The following is a 19,320-nucleotide window of genomic DNA, read 5'->3' as shown; positions in this document are numbered from 1 at the left end:
CCGCGACCGCACCAAGGAGTCCTTGTTGACCGCCACGCACGAGTCCGCCGCGGAGTCAGCCATACCTTCCGCCGAGCCGCAGCCCGCGCCGGGCGCCACCCCGCCGCGCAGGCCGCTGGCGGCCCGGGCCGCCGCCGAACTGTTCGGCACCGCGGCCCTGGTGGCGGTGGTGATCGGCTCCGGGATCCAGGCCACCGAGTTGACCAAGGACGTAGGGGTGCAGCTGCTGGCCAACTCCCTGGCCACCGTCTTCGGCCTCGGTGTCCTGATCCTCCTGCTCGGGCCGGTCTCCGGCGCACACTTCAATCCCGTGGTCACGCTGGCCGAGTGGTGGACAGGTAGGCGCGGTGGCGCGGGGGTGACACTCCGCGAGGCGGCCGTCTACGTCCCCGCTCAGATCGTCGGTGCGATCGCGGGCGCGATCCTGGCGGACGCGATGTTCGGCAAGCCGTTGGTGGAGTGGTCCACGCACGACCGGTCCGCCGGGCACCTGCTGCTCGGCGAGGTCGTCGCCACCGCCGGCCTGATCCTGCTGATCTTCGGCCTGGCCCGCACCGACCAGCTGCTGTTCGCACCCGTCGCCGTCGCCTCATACATCGGCGCCGCGTACTGGTTCACCTCCTCGACGTCCTTCGCGAATCCCGCGGTGACGATCGGCCGTACCTTCAGCGACACGTTCGCGGGCATCGCGCCCGGCTCTCTCGTGGGCTTCATCGGCATGCAGCTGATCGGCGGCGTGGTCGGGCTGGCGCTGGTGGCGCTCATCTTCCTGCCTGGGCGGGAAGCCGCCGAGTGACACGCGCCTCGCAGGTGGTGGTGATCGGCGGCGGCCAGTCCGGGCTCGCCGCCGGATATCACCTGCGCCGCCTGGGCATCGACTTCGTCATCCTCGACGCCCAGACCGCGCCGGGTGGAGCCTGGCAGCACACTTGGGACTCCCTTCACCTGTTCTCCCCGGCCGCCTACTCCTCCCTCCCCGGACGGCTCATGCCGCCGCAGGCCGGGGAGGAGTACCCGGACGCCAGCCACGTGATGGCCTACCTGCGCGATTACGAGAAGCGGTACGAGCTGCCCGTGCACCGGGCCGTTCGCGTGCTGGGCGTACACCGCGACGGCGAGCTCCTGCGCGTGGAGACAGACTCCGGCACCCGGCACGCCCACGCCGTGATCAGTGCGACCGGCACCTGGTGGCGTCCCTTCCTGCCCGCCGTCCCCGGACGCGGGGACTTCACCGGTCGGCAGCTGCACACGGTCGACTACCGCAGCCCGCAGGATTTCGTGGGCCGTCGCGTGATGGTGGTGGGCGGCGGCAACTCCGGCGCCCAGATCGCCGCCGACCTCGCCCACGACAGCGAGCTGACCTGGGTCACCCAGCGCCCGCCCCGCTACCTGGCCGACGACGTCGACGGCCGCGCCCTCTTCGATGCGGCCACCGCCCGCCGCCGCGCCCTCGACGAAGGCCGCACCGACACCGGCGGCGTCGCCTCACTCGGCGACATCGTCGCCGTACCGCCCGTCCGTGAAGCCCGCGACCGCGGCCTGCTCAAGGCCAGCCCGATGTTCACCCGCCTCGTCCCCGGCGGCGTCGAATGGGCCGACGGCACCCGCACTGCGGCCGACGCCGTCGTCTGGTGCACAGGATTCCGGCCCGCCCTCTCCCACCTCGCTCCGCTCCAACTTCGCGGCCGACGCGGCCACATCGCCACCACTGGCACGCGAGCCGTGGACGAACCGCGCCTGCATCTCCTCGGCTACGGCGACTGGACCGGCCCCGCCTCCGCCACCCTCATCGGTGTCGGCCGCCCGGCACGCGAAGCGGCCCGCGAGATCGCCGACCTGCTCGCTTAAGGTCCACTTCCTGACACATGCAACGCCCACACGAGGACCGGGGAGCAGATACCGCACCGGCCTTGCCGGCTTCCGTCCTCTCCCACGGCCCACGTCTGGCTCAGAAGCTGCCTAGTGCCGCGACAGGCAACGTTCGCCCCGTCGCGACGCCCGGCACGCCCTCTCGCCGCACCGGCCGAAAGCCCAAGTACATCCAGTACGAGGGCTTCCGGCCGGCACACCGAGAGCACGCACCGGACCCCGCTCCTCAACGGGCAAACGTTGCCTGCCGCGGCACTAGCGAGGATCATCGTGCTGCCAGGCATTCAGCCGTAGCCGATGCGGAAACGAGCGGGACGGGGTGAGCGCCCTGGACGAGCGACGCCCACTGGACCGGCAGGCCGTTCATGCCGAGCTGGAACGTGTCCGATCCGACTTCCACCAACTCCTTGCGGAAGCGAGCGCCACCGATCTGCACCGGCCGACGGACGGGACGCGGTGGACCAACGAGCAGCTGCTGTTCCACATGCTCTTCGGCTACATGCTCCTCCGCGCCCTCCTGCCCCTGCTGGGCGCCTTCGCCAGGCTGCCGCGCGCCGTCAGCCGGACATTCGCCGGTCTGCTGAACGCTGCGGCCAGACCGTTCCATGTCATCAACTACCTCAGCTCCGTGGCCGGCTCGCGCTACTACAACCACCGCCGGATGGAAGCGAAGATGGACCGCACTCTCGCTTCCCTGCATCGACGCCTGGACCGCGAGAACGCCGCCTCCCTCAGCCGCGGCATGCACTACCCGCCCCGCTGGGACCCCTTCTTCCATGACTGGATGACCCGCGCGGACCTGTATCGCTACCCCACCCAGCACTACGACTTCCACCGCACCCAGCTCACCCTGTGACCTGCGCACCACTGAGGCAGTCGATACTCAGCGCGTTCCTGGTCGCGGTCAGGCCGCGGCCGGCGCGAAGGTCAGCAGCTTGCCCATCGCGGCCAACACGGACGGCTCAACCCGGTAGTACACCCACGTGCCGCGCCGCTCGGAAGTCAGCAGCCCGGCCTCCTTGAGCTTCTTCAGGTGGTGGGAGACGGTGGGCTGGGACACACCGACATCGGAGATGTCGCACACGCACGCCTCGCCGCCCTCGTGCGAGGCGACCGCGGAGAACAGCCGCAGCCGCACTGGGTCGCCGAGGGCCTTGAACATCCGCGCGGCCGTCTCGGCCTCCTCCGCGGTGAACGGGCGCTCGGTGAGGGGCGGACAGCACGGCGCCACAGCATCCGACTCGGACTCGAGCAGCGGCAGCACCTTGGTGTTCGACATACGTCTATGTTGACATACGTCTAACCAAGCGGACCAGGGGCGGATCGACTCAGCCGCGAGCGAGGTGAGCCGCAAGGTGTCGCGCCACGCGAGCGGCGTCCCGGCCGACGCCGCGCAGCGAGTTGGACGACAGGCTTCGCTGCCACTCCAGCCCGACGAATGCCAGGCCGGGGTGCATCAAGGAGATGCCCTCGCGCTGCCAGGGACGGCCCGTGTCGTCGAGCGCACCGTCCAGGCCGGCGAGGAAGGGCAGGTCCGGCCGGTAGCCGGTGGCGAGAAGGATGGTGTCGACCTCCTCACGCCTCCCGTCGGGCCAGCTCACCTTGGGGCCGTCGATCCCGGTGAACAGCGCCTGCCGGTGCGGCGCACGCTGGGCGAGCGCGGCACGGTAGCGGCCATCATCGATCACCGGCTGCGTCGGTGAGGTGCGAAGGAGGCGGCCCAGCGGGGCCCTGTCCAGGCCGGTGCGGGCGAGCCAGAAGTGCAGGTCGCGGCCGAGGATGCGCTGCCTCGCCAGCCTCACCGGCCTCCGGCTGGCCAGTGTCACCCGGGCCACCTGGGCGAGTTCGGCGGCGATCTGCACCGCGGAGTTCCCCGCTCCCACCACGACGATCCGCTGCCCGGCGAACGGAGCCGGACTCCGGTAGTCGGCGGCATGCAGCACCGTTCCCGTGAAGTCTTCCAGGCCCGGCAGCGCCGGCCGATGGGGGCGACCGAACGTGCCGGAGGCGGCGACCACGGCGCGCGCCGCCAGTCGGCCGCCGCCCACCAGCTCCACCTCGAACCCCTCGTCGGCCCGCCGGACCCCGGCAACGCGGCAGCCGGTGCGGACGTCGGCGTCCAGACGCCCGGCATACGCGGTCAGATAGGCGACCACCTCGTCCCGGTGCGGATAGCGGTCCGGATCCTCGCCGGGAAACGGCATCCCCGGCAGTGAGCTGTACCGGGCGGGCGAGAAGAGCGTGAGGCTGTCGTAGTAGCGCGGCCATGAACCTGCCGCCTGCTCGGACGCCTCCAGCACGACCGGCCGCAGCCCCTGTCCCCGCAGTGCGTACGCCGCCGCCAACCCCGACTGGCCCCCGCCGATCAACGCTACGTCGATCCGCTCCATGCCTCCATCTCCCTGATTCGGTGAATGTCTATGTTGACGCTCATCAATACAGGTGCCATTCTGGACCGCGCAAGACATCGACAGACGTCGAAACAAAGGGGAACGCTGTGAACACGCCCACCACCGACCAGCTGCCCGTCGTGGTCATCGGAGCCGGCCCCATCGGCCTGGCCGCCGCTGCACACCTCGTCGAGCGCGGCCTCGAACCGCTGGTCCTGGAGGCCGGCCCCTCCGCCGGCACCGCCGTACGCGACTGGGCGCACGTCCGGCTGTTCTCACCGTGGGCCGAGGTCACCGACCCCGCCGCCGAGAAGCTCCTCGCCCCCACCGGCTGGGTCCGCCCCGACGGGGCCACCTACCCCACCGGCGGCGACTGGGCGGAGCACTACCTCCAGCCGCTCGCCGACGTCCTCGGCGAAAAGGTCCGCTACGGCGTCACCGTGACCGGCGTGGCCCGCGCGGGACGGGACCGCATCGTCGACGCCGACCGTGACGAACAGCCCTTCACGGTGCACGTCCAGCTGGCCGACGGCCACGAGGAGCGCCTCACCGCCCGCGCCGTCATCGACGCCTCCGGCACCTGGACCATCCCCAGCCCGATGGGCGCCGACGGCCTGCCCGCCCTCGGCGAGAAGACAGCAGCCGACCGCATCTCCTACCGCGTTCCCGACCTCAAGGACCCTGCTGCTCGCGCCCGGTACGCGGGCAAGCGCACCGCCGTCATCGGCTCCGGTGCCTCCGCCTTCACCGCCCTGGCCTGTCTCGCAGACCTGGCCAAGGACGAACCGGACACGCACGCGGTGTGGATCCTGCGTCGGGGCATCGCCGCAAACACCTACGGCGGCGGCGAAGCCGACCAGCTCCCCGCCCGCGGCGCCCTCGGCCTGCGCGCCAAGGCCGCCGTCGAGGCCGGCCACGCCAGCGCGGAGACCGGCTTCCGTACCGAGGCTGTGGACCGTGACGGCGACCAGCTCGTGCTCGTCGCCGAGGACGGCCGCCGCCTGGACCCGGTCGACGAGATCATCGTCCTGACCGGCTTCCGCCCCGACCTGTCCTTCCTGTCCGAGGTCCGCCTCGGCCTCGACGAGCGCCTCCAGGCCCCGACCGCCCTGGCCCCGCTCATCGATCCAAACGTCCACTCCTGCGGCACCGTCTACCCGCACGGCGTCAACGAGCTCTCCCACCCCGAGCAGGGCGTCTACCTGGTCGGCATGAAGTCCTACGGCCGCGCTCCCACGTTCCTGGCGATGACCGGCTACGAGCAGGTCCGCTCCGTCGCCGCTGCCCTCGCCGGCGACCGCGAGGCCGCCGAACGCGTCGAACTGACCCTGCCGGAGACCGGCGTGTGCGGTGGCGCGGGCCTGTACGACGACCCCGACGCCACCCAGAGCAGCGAAGGCGGCGGATGCTGCGCGGCCCCGGCCACCCTGCAGATCGGCATTGGCGCACCTGCCGCCTCCGGCGGTTGCTGAACTCCCCACCATCGAAGGAGGTTCGTCATGTCCCGCGTACAGCTCGCCCTGCGTGTCACCGACCTCGACGCGTCCGTCGCCTTCTACACGAAGCTGTTCGGCACCGAGCCCGCCAAACTCCGAGACGGCTACGCCAACTTCGCCATCACCGAGCCCCCGCTCAAGCTCGTCCTGATCGAAGGCCCTGCGGGCGAGCCAACCCGCATGGACCACCTCGGGGTCGAGGTCGAGAGCACCGAGGCCGTCCACGCGGCCACCACCCGCCTGAGCGAGGTCGGCCTGGCCACGGCCGAGGAGAGCGACACGACCTGCTGTTACGCCCTCCAGGACAAGGTCTGGGTCCACGGCCCCGGCCAGGAACCCTGGGAGGTCTACGTCGTCAAGGCTGACGCCAACTCCTTGGCCAAGCAGCAGGGAAGCACCTGCTGCACCAGCCCAGCCGACGCCGATACCAACGAACCGGCAGTCGCGGGCGGCTGCTGCTGACCCCGCCCATGACCAACCTCCACACCAGCGAGGCTATGACCGGCACGGGGGACTGGTCGCGGCCTCGCGCCCCACTTCCCGCGCTCTGCCTGACGCAGATCACCAGCTGGGGAATCGTCTACTACGCCTTCCCCGTCCTCAACGCCGAGATCACCGCCGACACCGGCTGGCCCGCAAGCGCCACGACCGCGGCGTTCTCCCTGGCACTGGTCGTCTCCGCGGTCGCAGGCATCCGTGTCGGGCGGATTCTCGACCACAACGGTCCACGCACCGTCATGACGGCCGGATCAATCCTCGGTTCCCTGAGCCTGCTGCTCATTGCTGAGGCCTCGAACCTGCTTGCGTTCTTCGCCGGGTGGGCGCTGGCCGGGTTTGCCATGGCGTCTACCTTCTACCAGCCGGCCTTCGCCGCCCTGACTCGCTGGTGGGCACCGGACCACGTCCGCGCCCTGACCATCGTCACCCTCGCAGGCGGCCTGGCTTCCACGGTCTTCGCACCTCTGACCGCATTCTTCGCCGACCACTTCGGCTGGCGTGGCACCTACTTGATACTCGCCGTCGTCCTGGCCACGATCACGATCCCCGCCCACGCACTGGCCCTGCGCGCACCGTGGCCCGCGGCCCCACCCGCCCCCACGCCAGCGGCGGCAACCGTCGCCACGGTGGCCCGCAGCCGAGCGTTCTGGCTTGTTGCGGCCGCCTTCACCCTCTCGGCGTTCGCGATGTACGCCGTCGTCATTGCACTGGTTCCGCTGATGCTCGAGCGCGGCTACTCCAGCGGCCAGGCGGCATGGGTGCTCGGCCTCGGTGGTGCCGGACAGACCCTTGGCCGCACCGTGTACGCGTCCTTCGCGCGCCGCACCCGAGTAACTGCACGTACCGCTGCGCTGATTGCTCTCGGTGGCGCGACCACAGCCGCATTCGCGACCATACCCGGCCCGTACCCGCTGCTGATCGCCGTGTCCGTGACAGCCGGAATCGTGCGCGGCAACCTCACCCTGCTGCAGGCAACCGCGATCACCGACCGTTGGGGCACCACCCACTACGGCCGCCTGTCCGCACTGATGGCCGCCCCAGCGACCACGGCGGCCGCCCTTGCCCCGTCAGCCGGCGCAATACTCGCTACACCGCTCGGCGGATACCCGACGCTCTTCCTGACCCTGGCCTGCCTGTCCGCAACTGCCGCGGGACTCGCTGCAGGCAGCCGCGCATGCTGCTGAGCGGCGCGGCCGAACCAACAGTCCACCTCTGCTTACCAGGTCGCTCGCTGCGCCCCACCGCACGACTTGCTTCTGAACGGACACTGATCGGCAAGGGCCGCCAAGATCCTCAACAGACTCATAATCCGTCGGCCGTGGGTTCGAGTCCCACCCGCCCCCCCACGCACGTCTGTGACCTGCGGAAACGTCTCTTCTGGGGCGTCGGCATTCCAACTCGGGCTCGACGGATTGAATCCGCTGCTCGTGGGTTCAACTCCGTTGCCGTCGGTGTTGGTTCGATTCAGTCTGACCTGCGCAGATGCTGTGGCCCGGAGTGAGGGCGGAGCTCCGCGGGCGGCGATGAGGTAGTCGGCGACGGTCACTCGTCCGCTCCGGTGTCGCGGTCGTCGCGTGCCGCGCTCGCGCTCGTGGGGCGATATGCGCGCTTGTCGTCGGGCTGAGCGCAGGGGCGTGCGATGCGGGTCTGCCGTGCCGTCGGCACCGCTCCGGGGCCGGTGAAAGGGGCTGTGCCGTTTGCTTCGGAACCGTCACGGGGCTTGTCACTCGCGTGGGCGCTGTGCCACTCTCCGCCATGGTTACGTAAACATGGCCGGTTCTGAGGGGTCCAGGTCTGCAACCGGACCCAGGTTCATCAGGTTCATCAGTGCCTCGGCTCAGGTGACGAACCCGCACTCCGCCCTCCACGTTTTCCCGTCACTGGAGACGACATGACAAAGACCCCGACGAGGTCGAGAAGACTGGCCACTGTGCTCATGGCCGGCTTCGGCGCGACACTCATGCTGCTGACCACCCCCGGCCCCGCCCTCGCCCAGCAGGCTCCCGAGAGGCAGGCCGCCTCGCACGCGTCGGTGAAGCCCGCCCCGAAGGGCGGTACCAGTGACTTCCGCGGAGTGAACTGGGCCGACCCGCGCGACAACTACGCCAGTGACGCCGTGGTGCCGAGCGGGCTGTCCGTGACCGACGACTACCGCACCGTGTACCGCACCACGGACAGGATGGTGCGCGGCTTCAAGAAGAACTTGGGCGCCAACACGCTGCGACTGCCGATCAACCCGGCCACCGTGGGCACCACCTGGTGGAAGTCGTACCGGGCGACGATCGACGCGGCCACGGCCTACGGCGACAAGGTCATCGTCAGCTACTGGGAGGCCGACACCAGCAAGGACGGCCTGGTCGACGACACGGCCGCCTGGAAGACGATGTGGAACACCGTGGTGCGGGAGTACAAGCACAACCCACGGGTCTACTTCGAGCCCATGAACGAGCCGCACGGCTACACCCTGGACCAGTGGGTGTCCGTCACCAGCGGCTGGCTGGCCCAGCACAAGGACGTCCCGCGCGGCCGTGTCGTGATCAGCGGTACCGGCTACAACGACAACGTCACCGGCGTCGGCGCGGCACCCGAACTGCGCGGAACGCTGCTGTCGTTGCACTTCTACGGGTTCTGGAACAGCTACACCCAGCAGTCGGACTGGACCGCCGACCTCGAAGCCCGTCTCGGCGAGTACGCCGGGCGGACCATCATCGACGAGGCCGGCGCCCCGATGACCATCGGCCTGAACTACGGCGCGTGGAACGGCAACATCTACACCTCGTACCTCGCCTCCGTGGCCAACACCGCCCGCAGCAAGGGGATGGGACTGGTGTACTGGCCGGGCCTGCGCTTCGGCGACTCCTACTCGATCGAGTCGCTGGACTCCAACGGCAACCTCGTGGACAACAGCGCCACCGGAGTCGCGCTGCTGCGCTGGGGTTACGGCTTCGGCACGACCCCGCCGGTCAACGACCTGCCGCCCGCGCCTCCCGGCGAGGTCCTGCGCGGAGTGGGCTCGGGCCGCTGCGTCGACGTGCCCGGCTTCAGCACGGCCAACGGCACCCAGCTCGACCTCTGGGACTGCAACGCCGGCGGCAACCAGTCCTGGAACTGGAACGCGGACAAACAACTCACCGTCTACGGCAACAAGTGCATGACGGTAGGAGGCACCGGAGCCACGGCGGGAGACCCCGTGATCATCACCGACTGCACCGGCACGGCGGCACAGCAGTGGAACGTGAACGCGGACCTCTCCGTGACCAGCGTCGCGAACCCGGCGCTCTGCCTGGACGCGGCCGGAGCGGGCACCGGCAACGGCACCTCGGTCGACGTCTGGTACTGCAACGGCGGCAGCAACCAGCAGTGGACGAGGAGCTGACGCCGGCATCTGGCCGCCTCGGCCACCGGCTCTGAGCGCCGGCGCCGTCGCGCTTCGCCCCACGGCGAGGCCGGCGGCGCTCCGGTGCTCACGCGGACCATTGGCCGGGAACGTCAGGCGACCGGGACGGCCTAAGCGCCGGGGGCGTTCGCCGTGCCCTGCTGTGGTTCGGACCATGGTGGCGGGTGGGGGTCCCGGGGTGGGCGGGTGGCCTGCTAGGGGACGGCCGGTCCCGTCAGGTACCGGCCCTGCTCGTCGTACGGCCAGACGTTGGGCACGCACCCGTGCATGCCCTTGATCTGCTGCATCATCGCGGGAGCCGGTTGTCCCGGCCCGGGGCAGCCGACGTGGTTGTGGTGGAGGAAGTGGCCGACCTCGTGGTTGATGATCAGTGCGCGGTAGGCCGTGACGTCCTTGGCGTAGACGGGGGTCGCGAGCAGCCAGCGCTCGAGGTTCACCATCACGTTCTGTTGCCAGCTGCAGTTGTAGTCGCCGTGGGTGTCCAGGCCGCCCTCCAGGCAGATCTTGTCCACGGTTCCGGGCGTCGCGACCCGGACGACGAAGTCGGTCGTGCCGCTGGACACGCGCTGGAACGCCGAGTGGCCGTCCGTCGTCCAGCCGCGCTTGTCGGCGAGGATGCGTTCCACCTGCCGGGCCACGTCGGCGGCGGACAGGTCGAGGTTGTCCTCGACCTCGACCCGGTAGCGCAGGGGTGTTCCGGATCCCACCTTGGCGCTTCCGCCTGCCGCGACGGTGAACGTCCCCGGTCCCGTGGGCGGGATGTCGGGCTTGGAGGAGGTGTCCGGGCGCGGGGAGGGGGAGCCGGCGGACCGATGGGCCGACGGGGACCGGGAGGTGTCTGCCGATCCGGTGGAACCGGCGTCGGAGCCGGCCTTCCCGGCGGAACCGGAGCCGGAGCCGGAACCGGAGCCGGGTTCGGCGCGGCCGGCGGGGCCGGGGCTGGTCGCGGTCTCCTCGGTGGGCTCGGTGCGGGCGGTGTCGTGCGTGCTGTCCTCGCCGGACGTGGTCGCGTCCACGGCCGCGAAACCGGCGGCACCCAGGACGGCCAGCGCGACCAGGCCTGCCCAGAGCGGTCCCTTCCGCTTGCGCGGAGAGGCGTGCAAGGCGCCGCTCCGGTGACGGCCACGGGTGGGGCGTGCTGTGCGCGTGGTCATGTTCGTCAGGCTGTGATCGCATTGTGATCGGATCTGGCCCAAGCGATAACGAAAAGGTAACGGTCAATCCGTTGCAGGTTTATATGATCATCCGGTAACAAAGGCTCGGGCGGCTGGAGTTCGTGCGGATACTGAGCGCATGCCACGCGTTCTCCTGATCGAAGACGACCGAGCCGTGCGGGAGGGAGTCGCACTCGCCCTGCGCCGCCAGGGTCACGAGGTCGCCGCCGTCGACACCGGGGAGGACGGGCTGGAGCGGCTGCGGTCCTTCCGGCCGGACGTCGTGGTGCTGGACCTGATGCTGCCCGGCATATCCGGCCTGGACGTGTGCCGCGGGATACGCACCCTCGACCAGACCCTGCCGATCATCATGGCGACCGCGCGGGGCGACGACGAGGACATCGTCGTAGGGCTGGAGGCGGGGGCCGACGACTACGTCGTCAAGCCCGTGCAGGCCCGGGTGCTGGAGGCGCGCATCCGCGCCGTGCTGCGCCGCGCGGCCGGCGCGCCCGCCGAGGGCGGCATACCGAAGATCGACACGTACGGAGACCTGGCCGTCGACCGGGCCGGGCTCTCGGTCGCCCTGCGGGGCGCGCCGATCGCGCTCGCCCCGTCCGAACTGCGGCTGCTGCTGACCCTGTCCGCCTCGCCCGGCCAGGTGTTCAGCCGACAGCAGTTGCTGCAGGCGGTCTGGGAGCACAGCTACCACGGGGACGCCCGTCTGGTGGACGCCTGCGTCAAGCGGCTGCGCGCCAAGATGGGCGAGCCGCCGCGCGAACCCCGCTACATCCAGACGGTGCGCGGCTTCGGCTACCGGTTCGCCGCACAGTGAAGCGTCCACGCGTCCCCCAGCTGCGCGGACTGCGGATGCGGCTGGTCGTGGCGTTCGTGCTCGTCGCCGGCCTCACGGCCGCCACCACCGGCGCCCTGACCTTCCGTGAGGCGCGTACGGGTGTGCTCCAGCAGAGCCAGGACGCCGTGATCAAAGTGCTGCGCACCCAGGTCGACCGGCTCGCTCCGCAACTCGGCTTCCCGCCGGACGAGGCCCAACTGCGGCGGCTGGCGACCGACGTGGCCCGCGCCGAGCCCTCCGGGACCTGGCGCGTCCTGGCCACCTACGGCGACCTCAGGGCCACCTCCGTCGACGACGACCCCTTCGAGGAGCTGACCCCCGCCCTGCGCAAGGCGGTGGACTCCAGCATGGCCACCGTCTTCCAGCGGGTGGACAGCGGCGACCACACCTCCCTCGTCGTCGGCATGACGGTCACCTTCGCCGAGCCGCCCAGGAAAGGCGAATACGCCTCCGGGATCCATGTCTTCCTGACCGTGCCGCAGACCACGGAACGGGCCTACGTCGACGCCCTGGTCACCGCCGTCGAACGGGCCACCGTGCCCGCGCTGGCGCTGGCCGTGCTGCTGGCGCTGCTCGCCGCGCGCGGGGTGCTGCGGCCGGTACGGGCGCTGCGCCGCGCCACCCGCAGCATCGCCGAGGGACGGCTGGACACCCGGCTCACCGTCGACGGATCCGACGAACTCGCCGATCTGTCGCACACGTTCAACGAGACGGCCGCCGCGCTGGAGGAGTCGGTGGCCGAACTGCGCGGCATGGAAGCGCGGGCCCGCCGGTTCGCCGCGGACGTGTCGCACGAGCTGCGCACCCCCCTGGCCGCCATGTCGGCGGTCACCGACGTCCTCGACGAGGACGCCGCCCGCCTGGATCCGGACACCGCCACCGCGGTCCGCCTGATCAGCGAGGAGACCGTGAAGCTGGCCCGGCTGGTGAACGACCTCATGGAGATCTCCCGCTTCGACGCGGGCGCGGCGGTTGTGCACCTGGACGAGATCGACCTCGCCGAGTCACTGCGCCGCACCCTCGCCGACCGCGCCTGGACCGGCCTCGTGGACACCGACCTGCCGCCGCCCGACGCCCTGCGCACACGCGTCGACCCGCGCCGCCTCGACGTCGTCGTCGCCAACCTGGTCGGCAACGCCCTGCGGCACGGGGCCCGGCCCGTCGCACTCCGCCTGTACGAGGGCGGGGAGCCGGGTGTGCGGCGGCTCGCGGTCATCGAGGTGTCGGACAGCGGACCCGGCATCCCCGACAGCGTGCTGCCGCACGTCTTCGAGCGGTTCTACAAGTCGGACGCCGCCCGCACCCGCACCGAGGGCAGCGGCCTGGGCCTCGCGATCGCCGCGGAGAACGTCCGGGTGCACGGCGGCACCGTCCGCGCGGCGAACCGGCCCGAGGGGGGCGCCGTCTTCACGGTGGAACTCCCCTTGCCCAGCGACCAGTTTCCCGAGGAGAACCGCTGGTGACTCCGCCACCCCGATCCACGACCGCGCTCCGCCGCACCGCGCTGCTGTTCCTCCCCGTCCTGTGCGCACTCGCCTCCTGCGACATTCCCCCGACCGGCGTGGTGCAGGCGGGCGGTCCCGCCGGCGGGGTCGTGCCGACGGCACGGGTCTACTTCGTGCGGGGCGGCGCCCTGATCGGTGTGTCCCGCCCGACCGACGCGCCGGGCGACGTCGACTCGGCCCTGGAGACGCTGATCCAGGGCCCGACCGACGTGGAGCGCGGCAAGCAGATCACGACGGACCTGCCACCGCTCACCGGTCTGCCGACACTCGCCCCGGATACCGCGGCCACCCTGCCCACACTCGGCCCGGACACCGCGGCCACGGACGAGGCCAGTGGCGCGCCGCAGGAGAGCTTCTCGCTCTTCGACCGCGTGACGGTGAGAGAGCGGGACGACGAGATCGCCGTACAACTCTCCTCAGCGAAAGCCGAGTTGGGCGATCTCGCGGCGGCCCAGGTCATCTGCACGGCCGTCGCGGCCCAGCGCGTCGCCGACCCCGCAGCCGAACCGGCGCCGGTGCGCGTCACGGCGGCGGACGGCCGGCGCGTCGAGGCAACCGGCGCGGAGTGCCCGGCCGACTGAGCATCCCGGGCATGCCAGGATGATGATCCGACAGTCACTCATCCCGTCTCACGCGGTGGCGGGACCCGGGTCCAGGACGGAGCCAGGCAGGATGACCTCTTCTCTCAGCGGCGGCGCCGGCGGCGGTGCCGCCCAGCCCTTGCAGATCGACACGAGCAAGCCCCATCCGGCCCGGATGTACGACTACTTCCTGGGCGGGAAGGACAACTACGAGGTCGACCAGGAAGCCGCCGAGAAGTTCATCAAGGCTGCCCCCGAGGTACGGGTGGCCGTCCGTGCCAACCGGCACTTCATGCACCGCGCCGTCCGGCACGTCGTCGCCGAGGGCGGCATCCGGCAGATCCTGGACATCGGCACGGGCCTGCCGACCGAGCCCAACGTGCACCAGATAGCGCGCGCCACAGCTCCCGGGACCCGCGTGGCCTACGTCGACAACGACCCGATCGTCAGCGCCCACTCGAGGACTCTGCTGGACGACGACGACACCAGCACCTCCGTCGTCCTGGCCGACCTGCGCGATCCCCGGGCCGTCCTCGACCACCCCGACGTGCGCAGGGTCATCGACTTCGACGAGCCGGTGGCCCTGCTGCTGGTCGCCGTCCTGCACTTCATCACCGAGGCGGAGGACCCCGACGCCCTCGTCGCCACCCTCCGCGACGCGCTGCCCACCGGCTCCTACCTCGTGCTGTCGCACGCGACGGGCGACCTCCACGAAGACCGGCGCGAAGGCGCGGCGGCCGTCTACAACAACGCCAGCGCCACCATGAATCCCCGAACCCGCTCCCGCGTCCTGGACTTCTTCGGCGACTTCACGCTGATCGACCCGGGCCTGACCCTGGTCCCGGACTGGCGCCCCGACGAGCCCCTCGCGCCCGACACCCCGCCGATCGGCATCTACGGCGCGGTGGCCCGCAAGAACGGCTGAACCGGCAACGCCGCGCACGGGCCGTACCGGACCGCCGGGCTCAGTCCGCGTCGGCGACGATGGAGCCGACGCGTTCGGCCAGGGTCGGGTCGCGGCGGACCAGGAGGGCCGCGTAGCCGACGGCGGCGAGCAGGGCGCCGATCGCCGCGTAGGGGAACCAGTTGTACGGCGCGGGCTGGCCGGGCTTGGCGAGGTAGTACAGCGGGACCAGGATGGCCACCGTGCCGAGCGCGGGCAGCACCAGATGCCGGACCACCCGGAACTCCTGCGGGCGGTACCTGCGGTAGTACAGGGGCAGGGCGATGTTGGAGGCGAGGTAGACCAGCAGGATCAGGATGGCGCCGAGCGTCGAGGACTCGGTGAAGAAGACCACCGGGTTCATCGAGCGGCCGTCCGAGCCCAGCAGGTGCCCCAGACCCCAGCCGCCGATGATCAGCAGGGCGATGGCGGTGAAGGTGACGATCGCGTTGTTCGGGGTGCGGCGGATGGGGTGGACGTAACCGAAGAAGGAGGGCAGCAGACCCTCGCGTCCGGCGTTGAACACCAGGCGGGCCTGGGAGTTGATGCCCGCGATCAGCACGCCGAGGGTGGAGGTCAGACCGCCGAGGTAGGCGAGGAACGCCAGCACGCCGAGGGTGTCGTGGGCCACCTCGATGAAGGGGATCCGGGACGCCCCGAGTGCGGTCACGTCGTAGCCGAAGCCGGTCACCGTCGCGTAGGCGAAGAGAATGTAACTCACCGTCATGATCGCGACGGAGGAGAACACCGCGCGGCCCACGTTGCGCCGCGGATTCTCCGTCTCCTCGGCGAGTGCCGCCGAGTTCTCCCAGCCGATGAACAGGTACACCGCCAGCGGGAAGCCCGCCGCCAGTCCCTTGAAACCGTCGCTGATGTGGCTGGGCAGGAACGGGTCGAAGGACAGTTGGCCGCGGTGTTCCACCAGCGCCGCGACCGAGACCACGACCAGCACCAGCATCTCCGCGCCGAAGAAGTAGCCGGCCCACTTGGTGGAGACCACCACCCCGCGCAGCATCAGCACCACCGCCAGCCCGGTGAGCACCAGCGTCCAGATGATCCACGGCAGGTCCACGCCCGTGTAGTGGTGCAGGGTGATCTGCACGAACCCGCCGGAGATCGAGACGACGCCGGCCATCGCGATGATGTAGCCCAGCGCCGCCAACAGCGCCGTGGTCACCGCGCTGACCGGTCCGAACGTCCTGCCGACGAAGGTGATGAAGCTGCCCGCCGAGGGGTGCGCCCTGGAGAACTCCGCCAGCGTGTTGCCGAGGAGCGCGACCGCGACACCCGCGGCCGCGATGGTCAGTGGCGACGCCACCCCCGCGGTGGTGGCCAGGAAGGCGAAGCCGAAGAAGAAGCTCATGGCCGGGCCGACGTTGGCCATCGTCGCGGCGGCGATGTCCGCCATGCCGAGGACGCCGCCGCGCAGCCGCTGGGGCGCGCCGCCGACGGGACCCGGCGGGGACAGCGGACCGGCTCCGGGGTGGGGCATGGCGGCAACTCCTCGTGCGGTGTGGCGGCGTGGTGGGTGCGCGGGCTGTCGAGGGTCGGGCGGGCACGGGCCGGGCGTCAGCGGTGCCGGGAACGCTGGTGTGCCTTCACCGCCCGCACGGCCGGATCGGTCGCACCCCGCCCGAGTTCGGTGAGCAGTTCGGCGTGGCAGCGGTTCTGCGCCCGTACCGCCTCGGGCTGCGGCGCGGGCAGCAGCAGGCACAGGCGGCCGAGCAGATCGGCGGCGAACTCGCGGATTCCGGCGCCGCCGAGCGCCTCCGCGAGGTCCAGGTGGAAGCGGGTCTCCAGCTCGGCCAGGCGTGCCGGGTCGTCGGTCCGTTCCATCTCCTCGACCAGTGCGCGCAGTCCGTCCAGCCGCTCGGCCGGTACCTCTCCCGAACCGTGCGCCACGAGGCCGCACTCGAGCAGCAGATGGAAAGCGTCCAGTGAAGCCGCTTCCTCGGCGTCGTGCATCAGGGCGACGACCGTGTCCCAGCCCTGCGCGACGAAGGTTCCGCCCGCCCGTCCGCGCCGGCGGTCGAGCAGGCCGTCCTGGCACATGCCCTCCAGGGCGCGGCGCACGGTGATCTCACTGATCCCCAGCTCCTCGGCGAGGACCCCGGCGTCCGGCAGCCGGTCCCCCGGCTGCACCGATCGCAGGCGTACCCGCAGCGCGATCCGCGACCGGACGAGATCGGATCCGCTCTGGCCGCCGAGGGGCAGCGCACGGGCGTGTCCCACGCCGATGACCGAGGTCGTAGGAGCCGGGCCTGGCTGGTGGTAAGGCCCGAACTTGCCCGCTGCATTCACCACGGCGCCACCCTAACGGCCCGCTGATCGCGGCCGGGGTCCGCGACGAACACGGTTGCCGACGTCCCGGCGTGCGCCCCGCCGGGGGCGGGCTCGTGCTCGGTGAGCGGGAGGGGCCGGGGGCGGTTCCCGTGACGATGCCACGGTGTGCTGCATGGGAGCTCCCTGGGCGAGGGGGACGTCGGGAGGAGGTTTCCGAAGCGGCTCGGAACAGCTGGGGGACGGCACTGCGGGGGCGTCGCGAGGGGAGTAGCGGATCGCGATGGAGGAAAAATTAGAGCAAGGTGAACAGTTAAACAAGACCTCGCGGTGACCGGCCCGGAAGCTGGGGGAGGGTCAGGCCGGCGGCCGGGCCGCCATGGGCCTGAGCAGGGAATTCGCGCCCTGACAGGAGCGTCGTCGGGGTCCGTCGGCAGGGCGTGGGCGGGGCGGGGCGCCCTGGGTGGGCGGCGCACGGACGCCATGGGGCGGACGACAGGACCCCTTGTTTTTTTCGATCGTCGTGAACTATTTTCCTGACCGCCACCGGCACGACCGGTCCAGCAGGCACCGGGCCCGGAGGCCGCGGTCCACCATGCCCTCTCCACGACCGTGATCGCCACCCGCCCCGTCCCCCGGCACCTCGCACGCCCCGCCCGGCGGAATCCTCCCGGCCACCCCGACCGGTCCCGCCGGACCTTCCCTCGTCCCCACTCGCTCCCTGGATGTCGAGATGACAACACGAGCCCCTCTTCCCACCACCGATTCGGTGACCACCGGCCCAAGCGCCCCAGAAGGATCCGGCCTGCAGGCCGGGCTGAAGAACCGCCACCTGTCGATGATCGCGATCGGCGGTGTCATCGGCGCCGGCCTGTTCGTCGGCTCCGGCTCCGGCATCGCCGCGGCCGGCCCCGGCATCCTGATCTCCTACCTGCTCGTCGGTGTTCTCGTCGTCCTCGTCATGCGGATGCTCGGCGAGATGGCCGCGGCCAATCCCACCTCCGGATCGTTCTCCGCCTACGCCGACCGTGCGCTGGGCCGCTGGGCCGGCTTCACCATCGGCTGGCTGTACTGGTTCTTCTGGGTCGTGGTGCTCGCTGTCGAGGCGACCGCCGGCGCCAAGATCCTGGCCGGGTGGATCCCCGCGGTCCCGCAGTGGGGCTGGGCCCTGATCGTCATGGTGGTCCTGACCGCCACCAACCTCGCCTCGGTCAGCTCCTACGGCGAGTTCGAGTTCTGGTTCGCCGGGATCAAGGTCGTCGCCATCGCCGCGTTCATCGTGATCGGCGGACTCGCGATCTTCGGCCTGCTGCCCGGTTCGGACCACCCGGCATCCGGCTTCTCCAACCTCACCGCGCACGGCGGGTTCCTGCCCAACGGTCCGGGCGCGATCCTCACCGGCATCCTGATGGTGGTCTTCTCCTTCATGGGCAGCGAGATCGTCACCCTGGCCGCCGGCGAGACCGCCGACCCGCGGGCAGCGGTCACCAAGGCCACCAACAGCGTGATCTGGCGGATCGCCGTGTTCTACCTGGGCTCGATCCTCGTCGTGGTGTCGCTGCTGCGCTGGGACGACCCGGCCATCCTCAAGGACGGCTCGTACGTCGCCGCACTGAACTCCATCGGCATCCCGCACGCCGGCCAGATCATGAACGCCATCGTGCTCACCTCGGTGCTGTCCTGTCTCAACTCCGGCCTGTACACCGCCTCCCGGATGGCGTTCTCGCTCGGCCGCCGCAGCGACGCCCCGGCCGCCTTCGGCAGGACCACGGGCCGCGGAGTGCCGCAGGCGGCCATTCTGGCCTCGGTGGTCTTCGGCTTCGTCGCCGTCGCCTTCAACTACCTGTGGCCGGACACCGTCTTCCAGTTCCTGCTGAACTCCTCCGGCGCGATCGCCCTGTTCGTCTGGCTGGTGATCTGCTTCTCCCAGCTGCGGATGCGCAAGACCCTGCAGCGGGAGGCGCCGGACAAGCTGGTCATCAGGATGTGGCTCTACCCGTACCTGACCTGGGCCACCATCGCGATGATCACCTTCGTCCTGGGCTACATGCTCACCGACACCGCCGACGGCGGCGGCCGCGACCAGGTGGTCCTGTCCACCCTGGTGGCCGTGGGCGTGGTCGTCGTCGCACTGGTCCGCGACCGCCTGGGCCGCAACCGGTCGCACGACACCGTCACCCCGTCCTAGGGACGGGGCCTGCCGAGCAGCGGCTGCCCTCGACCGGCGGCGGTGGTGCGCCCTCCCCCCCCCCCCGCATCGCCGCCGCCCTCTCGCGGAGGCCGCTGCCCGCACCGGACGCCGCAGGCCACGGCGACCGGAGGCCCGCGCCGTGGACCGGGATGCCCGGCACGCC

The 19,320-nt window shown here is 71.0% G+C and carries 17 protein-coding genes; 12 read left to right on the top strand and 5 right to left on the bottom strand.

Annotated elements, in window-relative coordinates:
* Nucleotides 1-25 precede the first annotated feature (25 nt).
* The 3 genes from ACPT94_RS33075 to ACPT94_RS33065 all read left to right on the top strand — a co-directional run bounded on the left by ACPT94_RS33075 (nucleotide 26) and on the right by ACPT94_RS33065 (nucleotide 2,725).
* Nucleotides 26-796 carry an aquaporin gene (locus ACPT94_RS33075; RefSeq protein ID WP_425247508.1) on the top strand — a complete coding sequence of 257 codons (771 nt, stop codon included), beginning with the start codon at nucleotides 26-28 and terminating at the stop codon, nucleotides 794-796.
* Nucleotides 793-1,848, top strand: a complete 1,056-nt coding sequence (locus tag ACPT94_RS33070; RefSeq protein ID WP_425247507.1) for an ArsO family NAD(P)H-dependent flavin-containing monooxygenase — start codon at nucleotides 793-795, stop codon at nucleotides 1,846-1,848. Before ACPT94_RS33075 ends, ACPT94_RS33070 begins: the two co-directional genes overlap by 4 nt.
* A 340-nt stretch (nucleotides 1,849-2,188) precedes the next feature.
* Complete coding sequence (locus ACPT94_RS33065; protein WP_425247506.1) at nucleotides 2,189-2,725, top strand: DinB family protein; 537 nt, start codon at nucleotides 2,189-2,191, stop codon at nucleotides 2,723-2,725.
* Nucleotides 2,726-2,773: 48 nt separating this feature from the next.
* On the opposite strand, the gene ACPT94_RS33060 is transcribed toward ACPT94_RS33065, so the two are convergent.
* Nucleotides 2,774-3,148 (bottom strand): ArsR/SmtB family transcription factor, encoded by a 375-nt coding sequence (locus ACPT94_RS33060; protein ID WP_360344893.1) that lies wholly within the window; start codon nucleotides 3,146-3,148, stop codon nucleotides 2,774-2,776.
* Between the two features lie 49 nt (nucleotides 3,149-3,197).
* The gene (locus ACPT94_RS33055; RefSeq protein ID WP_425247505.1) at nucleotides 3,198-4,259 is read right to left on the bottom strand and encodes a flavin-containing monooxygenase; all 1,062 of its coding nucleotides are present in this window, start codon (nucleotides 4,257-4,259) and stop codon (nucleotides 3,198-3,200) included.
* Between the two features lie 107 nt (nucleotides 4,260-4,366).
* Between ACPT94_RS33055 and ACPT94_RS33050 the strand changes: the two genes are divergently transcribed.
* The 4 genes from ACPT94_RS33050 to ACPT94_RS33035 all read left to right on the top strand — a co-directional run bounded on the left by ACPT94_RS33050 (nucleotide 4,367) and on the right by ACPT94_RS33035 (nucleotide 9,629).
* Nucleotides 4,367-5,731, top strand: coding sequence for an FAD-dependent oxidoreductase (locus ACPT94_RS33050; RefSeq protein ID WP_425247504.1), 1,365 nt, complete (start codon nucleotides 4,367-4,369; stop codon nucleotides 5,729-5,731).
* Nucleotides 5,732-5,758: 27 nt separating this feature from the next.
* Complete coding sequence (locus tag ACPT94_RS33045) at nucleotides 5,759-6,217, top strand: ArsI/CadI family heavy metal resistance metalloenzyme (RefSeq protein ID WP_425247503.1); 459 nt, start codon at nucleotides 5,759-5,761, stop codon at nucleotides 6,215-6,217.
* 8 nt (nucleotides 6,218-6,225) lie between these two features.
* Nucleotides 6,226-7,437 carry an MFS transporter gene (locus ACPT94_RS33040; RefSeq protein WP_425247502.1) on the top strand — a complete coding sequence of 404 codons (1,212 nt, stop codon included), beginning with the start codon at nucleotides 6,226-6,228 and terminating at the stop codon, nucleotides 7,435-7,437.
* Nucleotides 7,438-8,144: 707 nt separating this feature from the next.
* The gene (locus ACPT94_RS33035; RefSeq protein ID WP_425247501.1) at nucleotides 8,145-9,629 is read left to right on the top strand and encodes a ricin-type beta-trefoil lectin domain protein; all 1,485 of its coding nucleotides are present in this window, start codon (nucleotides 8,145-8,147) and stop codon (nucleotides 9,627-9,629) included.
* Nucleotides 9,630-9,844: 215 nt separating this feature from the next.
* Here ACPT94_RS33035 and ACPT94_RS33030 read toward each other — a convergent pair whose 3' ends face one another.
* A complete protein-coding gene (locus tag ACPT94_RS33030) occupies nucleotides 9,845-10,804 on the bottom strand; it encodes a DUF3152 domain-containing protein (RefSeq protein ID WP_360344905.1) in 960 nt (319 codons plus the stop codon).
* A 139-nt stretch (nucleotides 10,805-10,943) separates the two neighbouring features.
* Here ACPT94_RS33030 and ACPT94_RS33025 point away from each other — a divergent pair, with 139 nt between their 5' ends.
* The 4 genes from ACPT94_RS33025 to ACPT94_RS33010 all read left to right on the top strand — a co-directional run bounded on the left by ACPT94_RS33025 (nucleotide 10,944) and on the right by ACPT94_RS33010 (nucleotide 14,668).
* Nucleotides 10,944-11,636, top strand: coding sequence for a response regulator (locus tag ACPT94_RS33025; protein WP_360344907.1), 693 nt, complete (start codon nucleotides 10,944-10,946; stop codon nucleotides 11,634-11,636).
* A gap of 35 nt (nucleotides 11,637-11,671) precedes the next feature.
* On the top strand, nucleotides 11,672-13,120 hold the full coding sequence (locus tag ACPT94_RS33020; protein WP_425247541.1) for a sensor histidine kinase: 1,449 nt from the start codon (nucleotides 11,672-11,674) through the stop codon (nucleotides 13,118-13,120).
* Nucleotides 13,117-13,743, top strand: a complete 627-nt coding sequence (locus tag ACPT94_RS33015; protein WP_425247500.1) for a hypothetical protein — start codon at nucleotides 13,117-13,119, stop codon at nucleotides 13,741-13,743. Before ACPT94_RS33020 ends, ACPT94_RS33015 begins: the two co-directional genes overlap by 4 nt.
* A 91-nt stretch (nucleotides 13,744-13,834) precedes the next feature.
* Nucleotides 13,835-14,668, top strand: coding sequence for an SAM-dependent methyltransferase (locus ACPT94_RS33010; RefSeq protein WP_360344911.1), 834 nt, complete (start codon nucleotides 13,835-13,837; stop codon nucleotides 14,666-14,668).
* Between the two features lie 40 nt (nucleotides 14,669-14,708).
* Here the strand turns inward: ACPT94_RS33010 and ACPT94_RS33005 are convergent, their stop codons facing one another.
* Together ACPT94_RS33005 and ACPT94_RS33000 are read right to left on the bottom strand one after the other, a co-directional pair.
* The gene (locus ACPT94_RS33005; RefSeq protein ID WP_360344913.1) at nucleotides 14,709-16,178 is read right to left on the bottom strand and encodes an APC family permease; all 1,470 of its coding nucleotides are present in this window, start codon (nucleotides 16,176-16,178) and stop codon (nucleotides 14,709-14,711) included.
* 77 nt (nucleotides 16,179-16,255) lie between these two features.
* Nucleotides 16,256-16,990 carry a FadR/GntR family transcriptional regulator gene (locus tag ACPT94_RS33000; protein WP_360344915.1) on the bottom strand — a complete coding sequence of 245 codons (735 nt, stop codon included), beginning with the start codon at nucleotides 16,988-16,990 and terminating at the stop codon, nucleotides 16,256-16,258.
* 709 nt (nucleotides 16,991-17,699) lie between these two features.
* Between ACPT94_RS33000 and ACPT94_RS32995 the strand changes: the two genes are divergently transcribed.
* Nucleotides 17,700-19,154, top strand: a complete 1,455-nt coding sequence (locus ACPT94_RS32995) for an amino acid permease (RefSeq protein WP_360344917.1) — start codon at nucleotides 17,700-17,702, stop codon at nucleotides 19,152-19,154.
* The last annotated feature ends 166 nt before the right edge of the window (nucleotides 19,155-19,320 follow it).

The organism is Streptomyces aurantiaciflavus (genome assembly GCF_049808595.1).
GTDB lineage: Bacteria > Actinomycetota > Actinomycetes > Streptomycetales > Streptomycetaceae > Streptomyces.
This window is presented reverse-complemented; position numbering and strand designations above follow the sequence as displayed.

What these genes read in the sequence shown, in the direction of transcription:
- ACPT94_RS33060 (WP_360344893.1), bottom strand. Translation starts at nt 3,148, where the DNA reads ATGTCGAACACCAAGGTGCTGCCGCTGCTCGAGTCCGAGTCGGATGCT.
- ACPT94_RS33055 (WP_425247505.1), bottom strand. Translation starts at nt 4,259, where the DNA reads ATGGAGCGGATCGACGTAGCGTTGATCGGCGGGGGCCAGTCGGGGTTG.
- ACPT94_RS33045 (WP_425247503.1), top strand. Translation starts at nt 5,759, where the DNA reads ATGTCCCGCGTACAGCTCGCCCTGCGTGTCACCGACCTCGACGCGTCC.
- ACPT94_RS33040 (WP_425247502.1), top strand. Translation starts at nt 6,226, where the DNA reads ATGACCAACCTCCACACCAGCGAGGCTATGACCGGCACGGGGGACTGG.
- ACPT94_RS33035 (WP_425247501.1), top strand. Translation starts at nt 8,145, where the DNA reads ATGACAAAGACCCCGACGAGGTCGAGAAGACTGGCCACTGTGCTCATG.
- ACPT94_RS33030 (WP_360344905.1), bottom strand. Translation starts at nt 10,804, where the DNA reads ATGACCACGCGCACAGCACGCCCCACCCGTGGCCGTCACCGGAGCGGC.
- ACPT94_RS33025 (WP_360344907.1), top strand. Translation starts at nt 10,944, where the DNA reads ATGCCACGCGTTCTCCTGATCGAAGACGACCGAGCCGTGCGGGAGGGA.
- ACPT94_RS33020 (WP_425247541.1), top strand. Translation starts at nt 11,672, where the DNA reads ATGCGGCTGGTCGTGGCGTTCGTGCTCGTCGCCGGCCTCACGGCCGCC.
- ACPT94_RS33010 (WP_360344911.1), top strand. Translation starts at nt 13,835, where the DNA reads ATGACCTCTTCTCTCAGCGGCGGCGCCGGCGGCGGTGCCGCCCAGCCC.
- ACPT94_RS33005 (WP_360344913.1), bottom strand. Translation starts at nt 16,178, where the DNA reads ATGCCCCACCCCGGAGCCGGTCCGCTGTCCCCGCCGGGTCCCGTCGGC.
- ACPT94_RS32995 (WP_360344917.1), top strand. Translation starts at nt 17,700, where the DNA reads ATGACAACACGAGCCCCTCTTCCCACCACCGATTCGGTGACCACCGGC.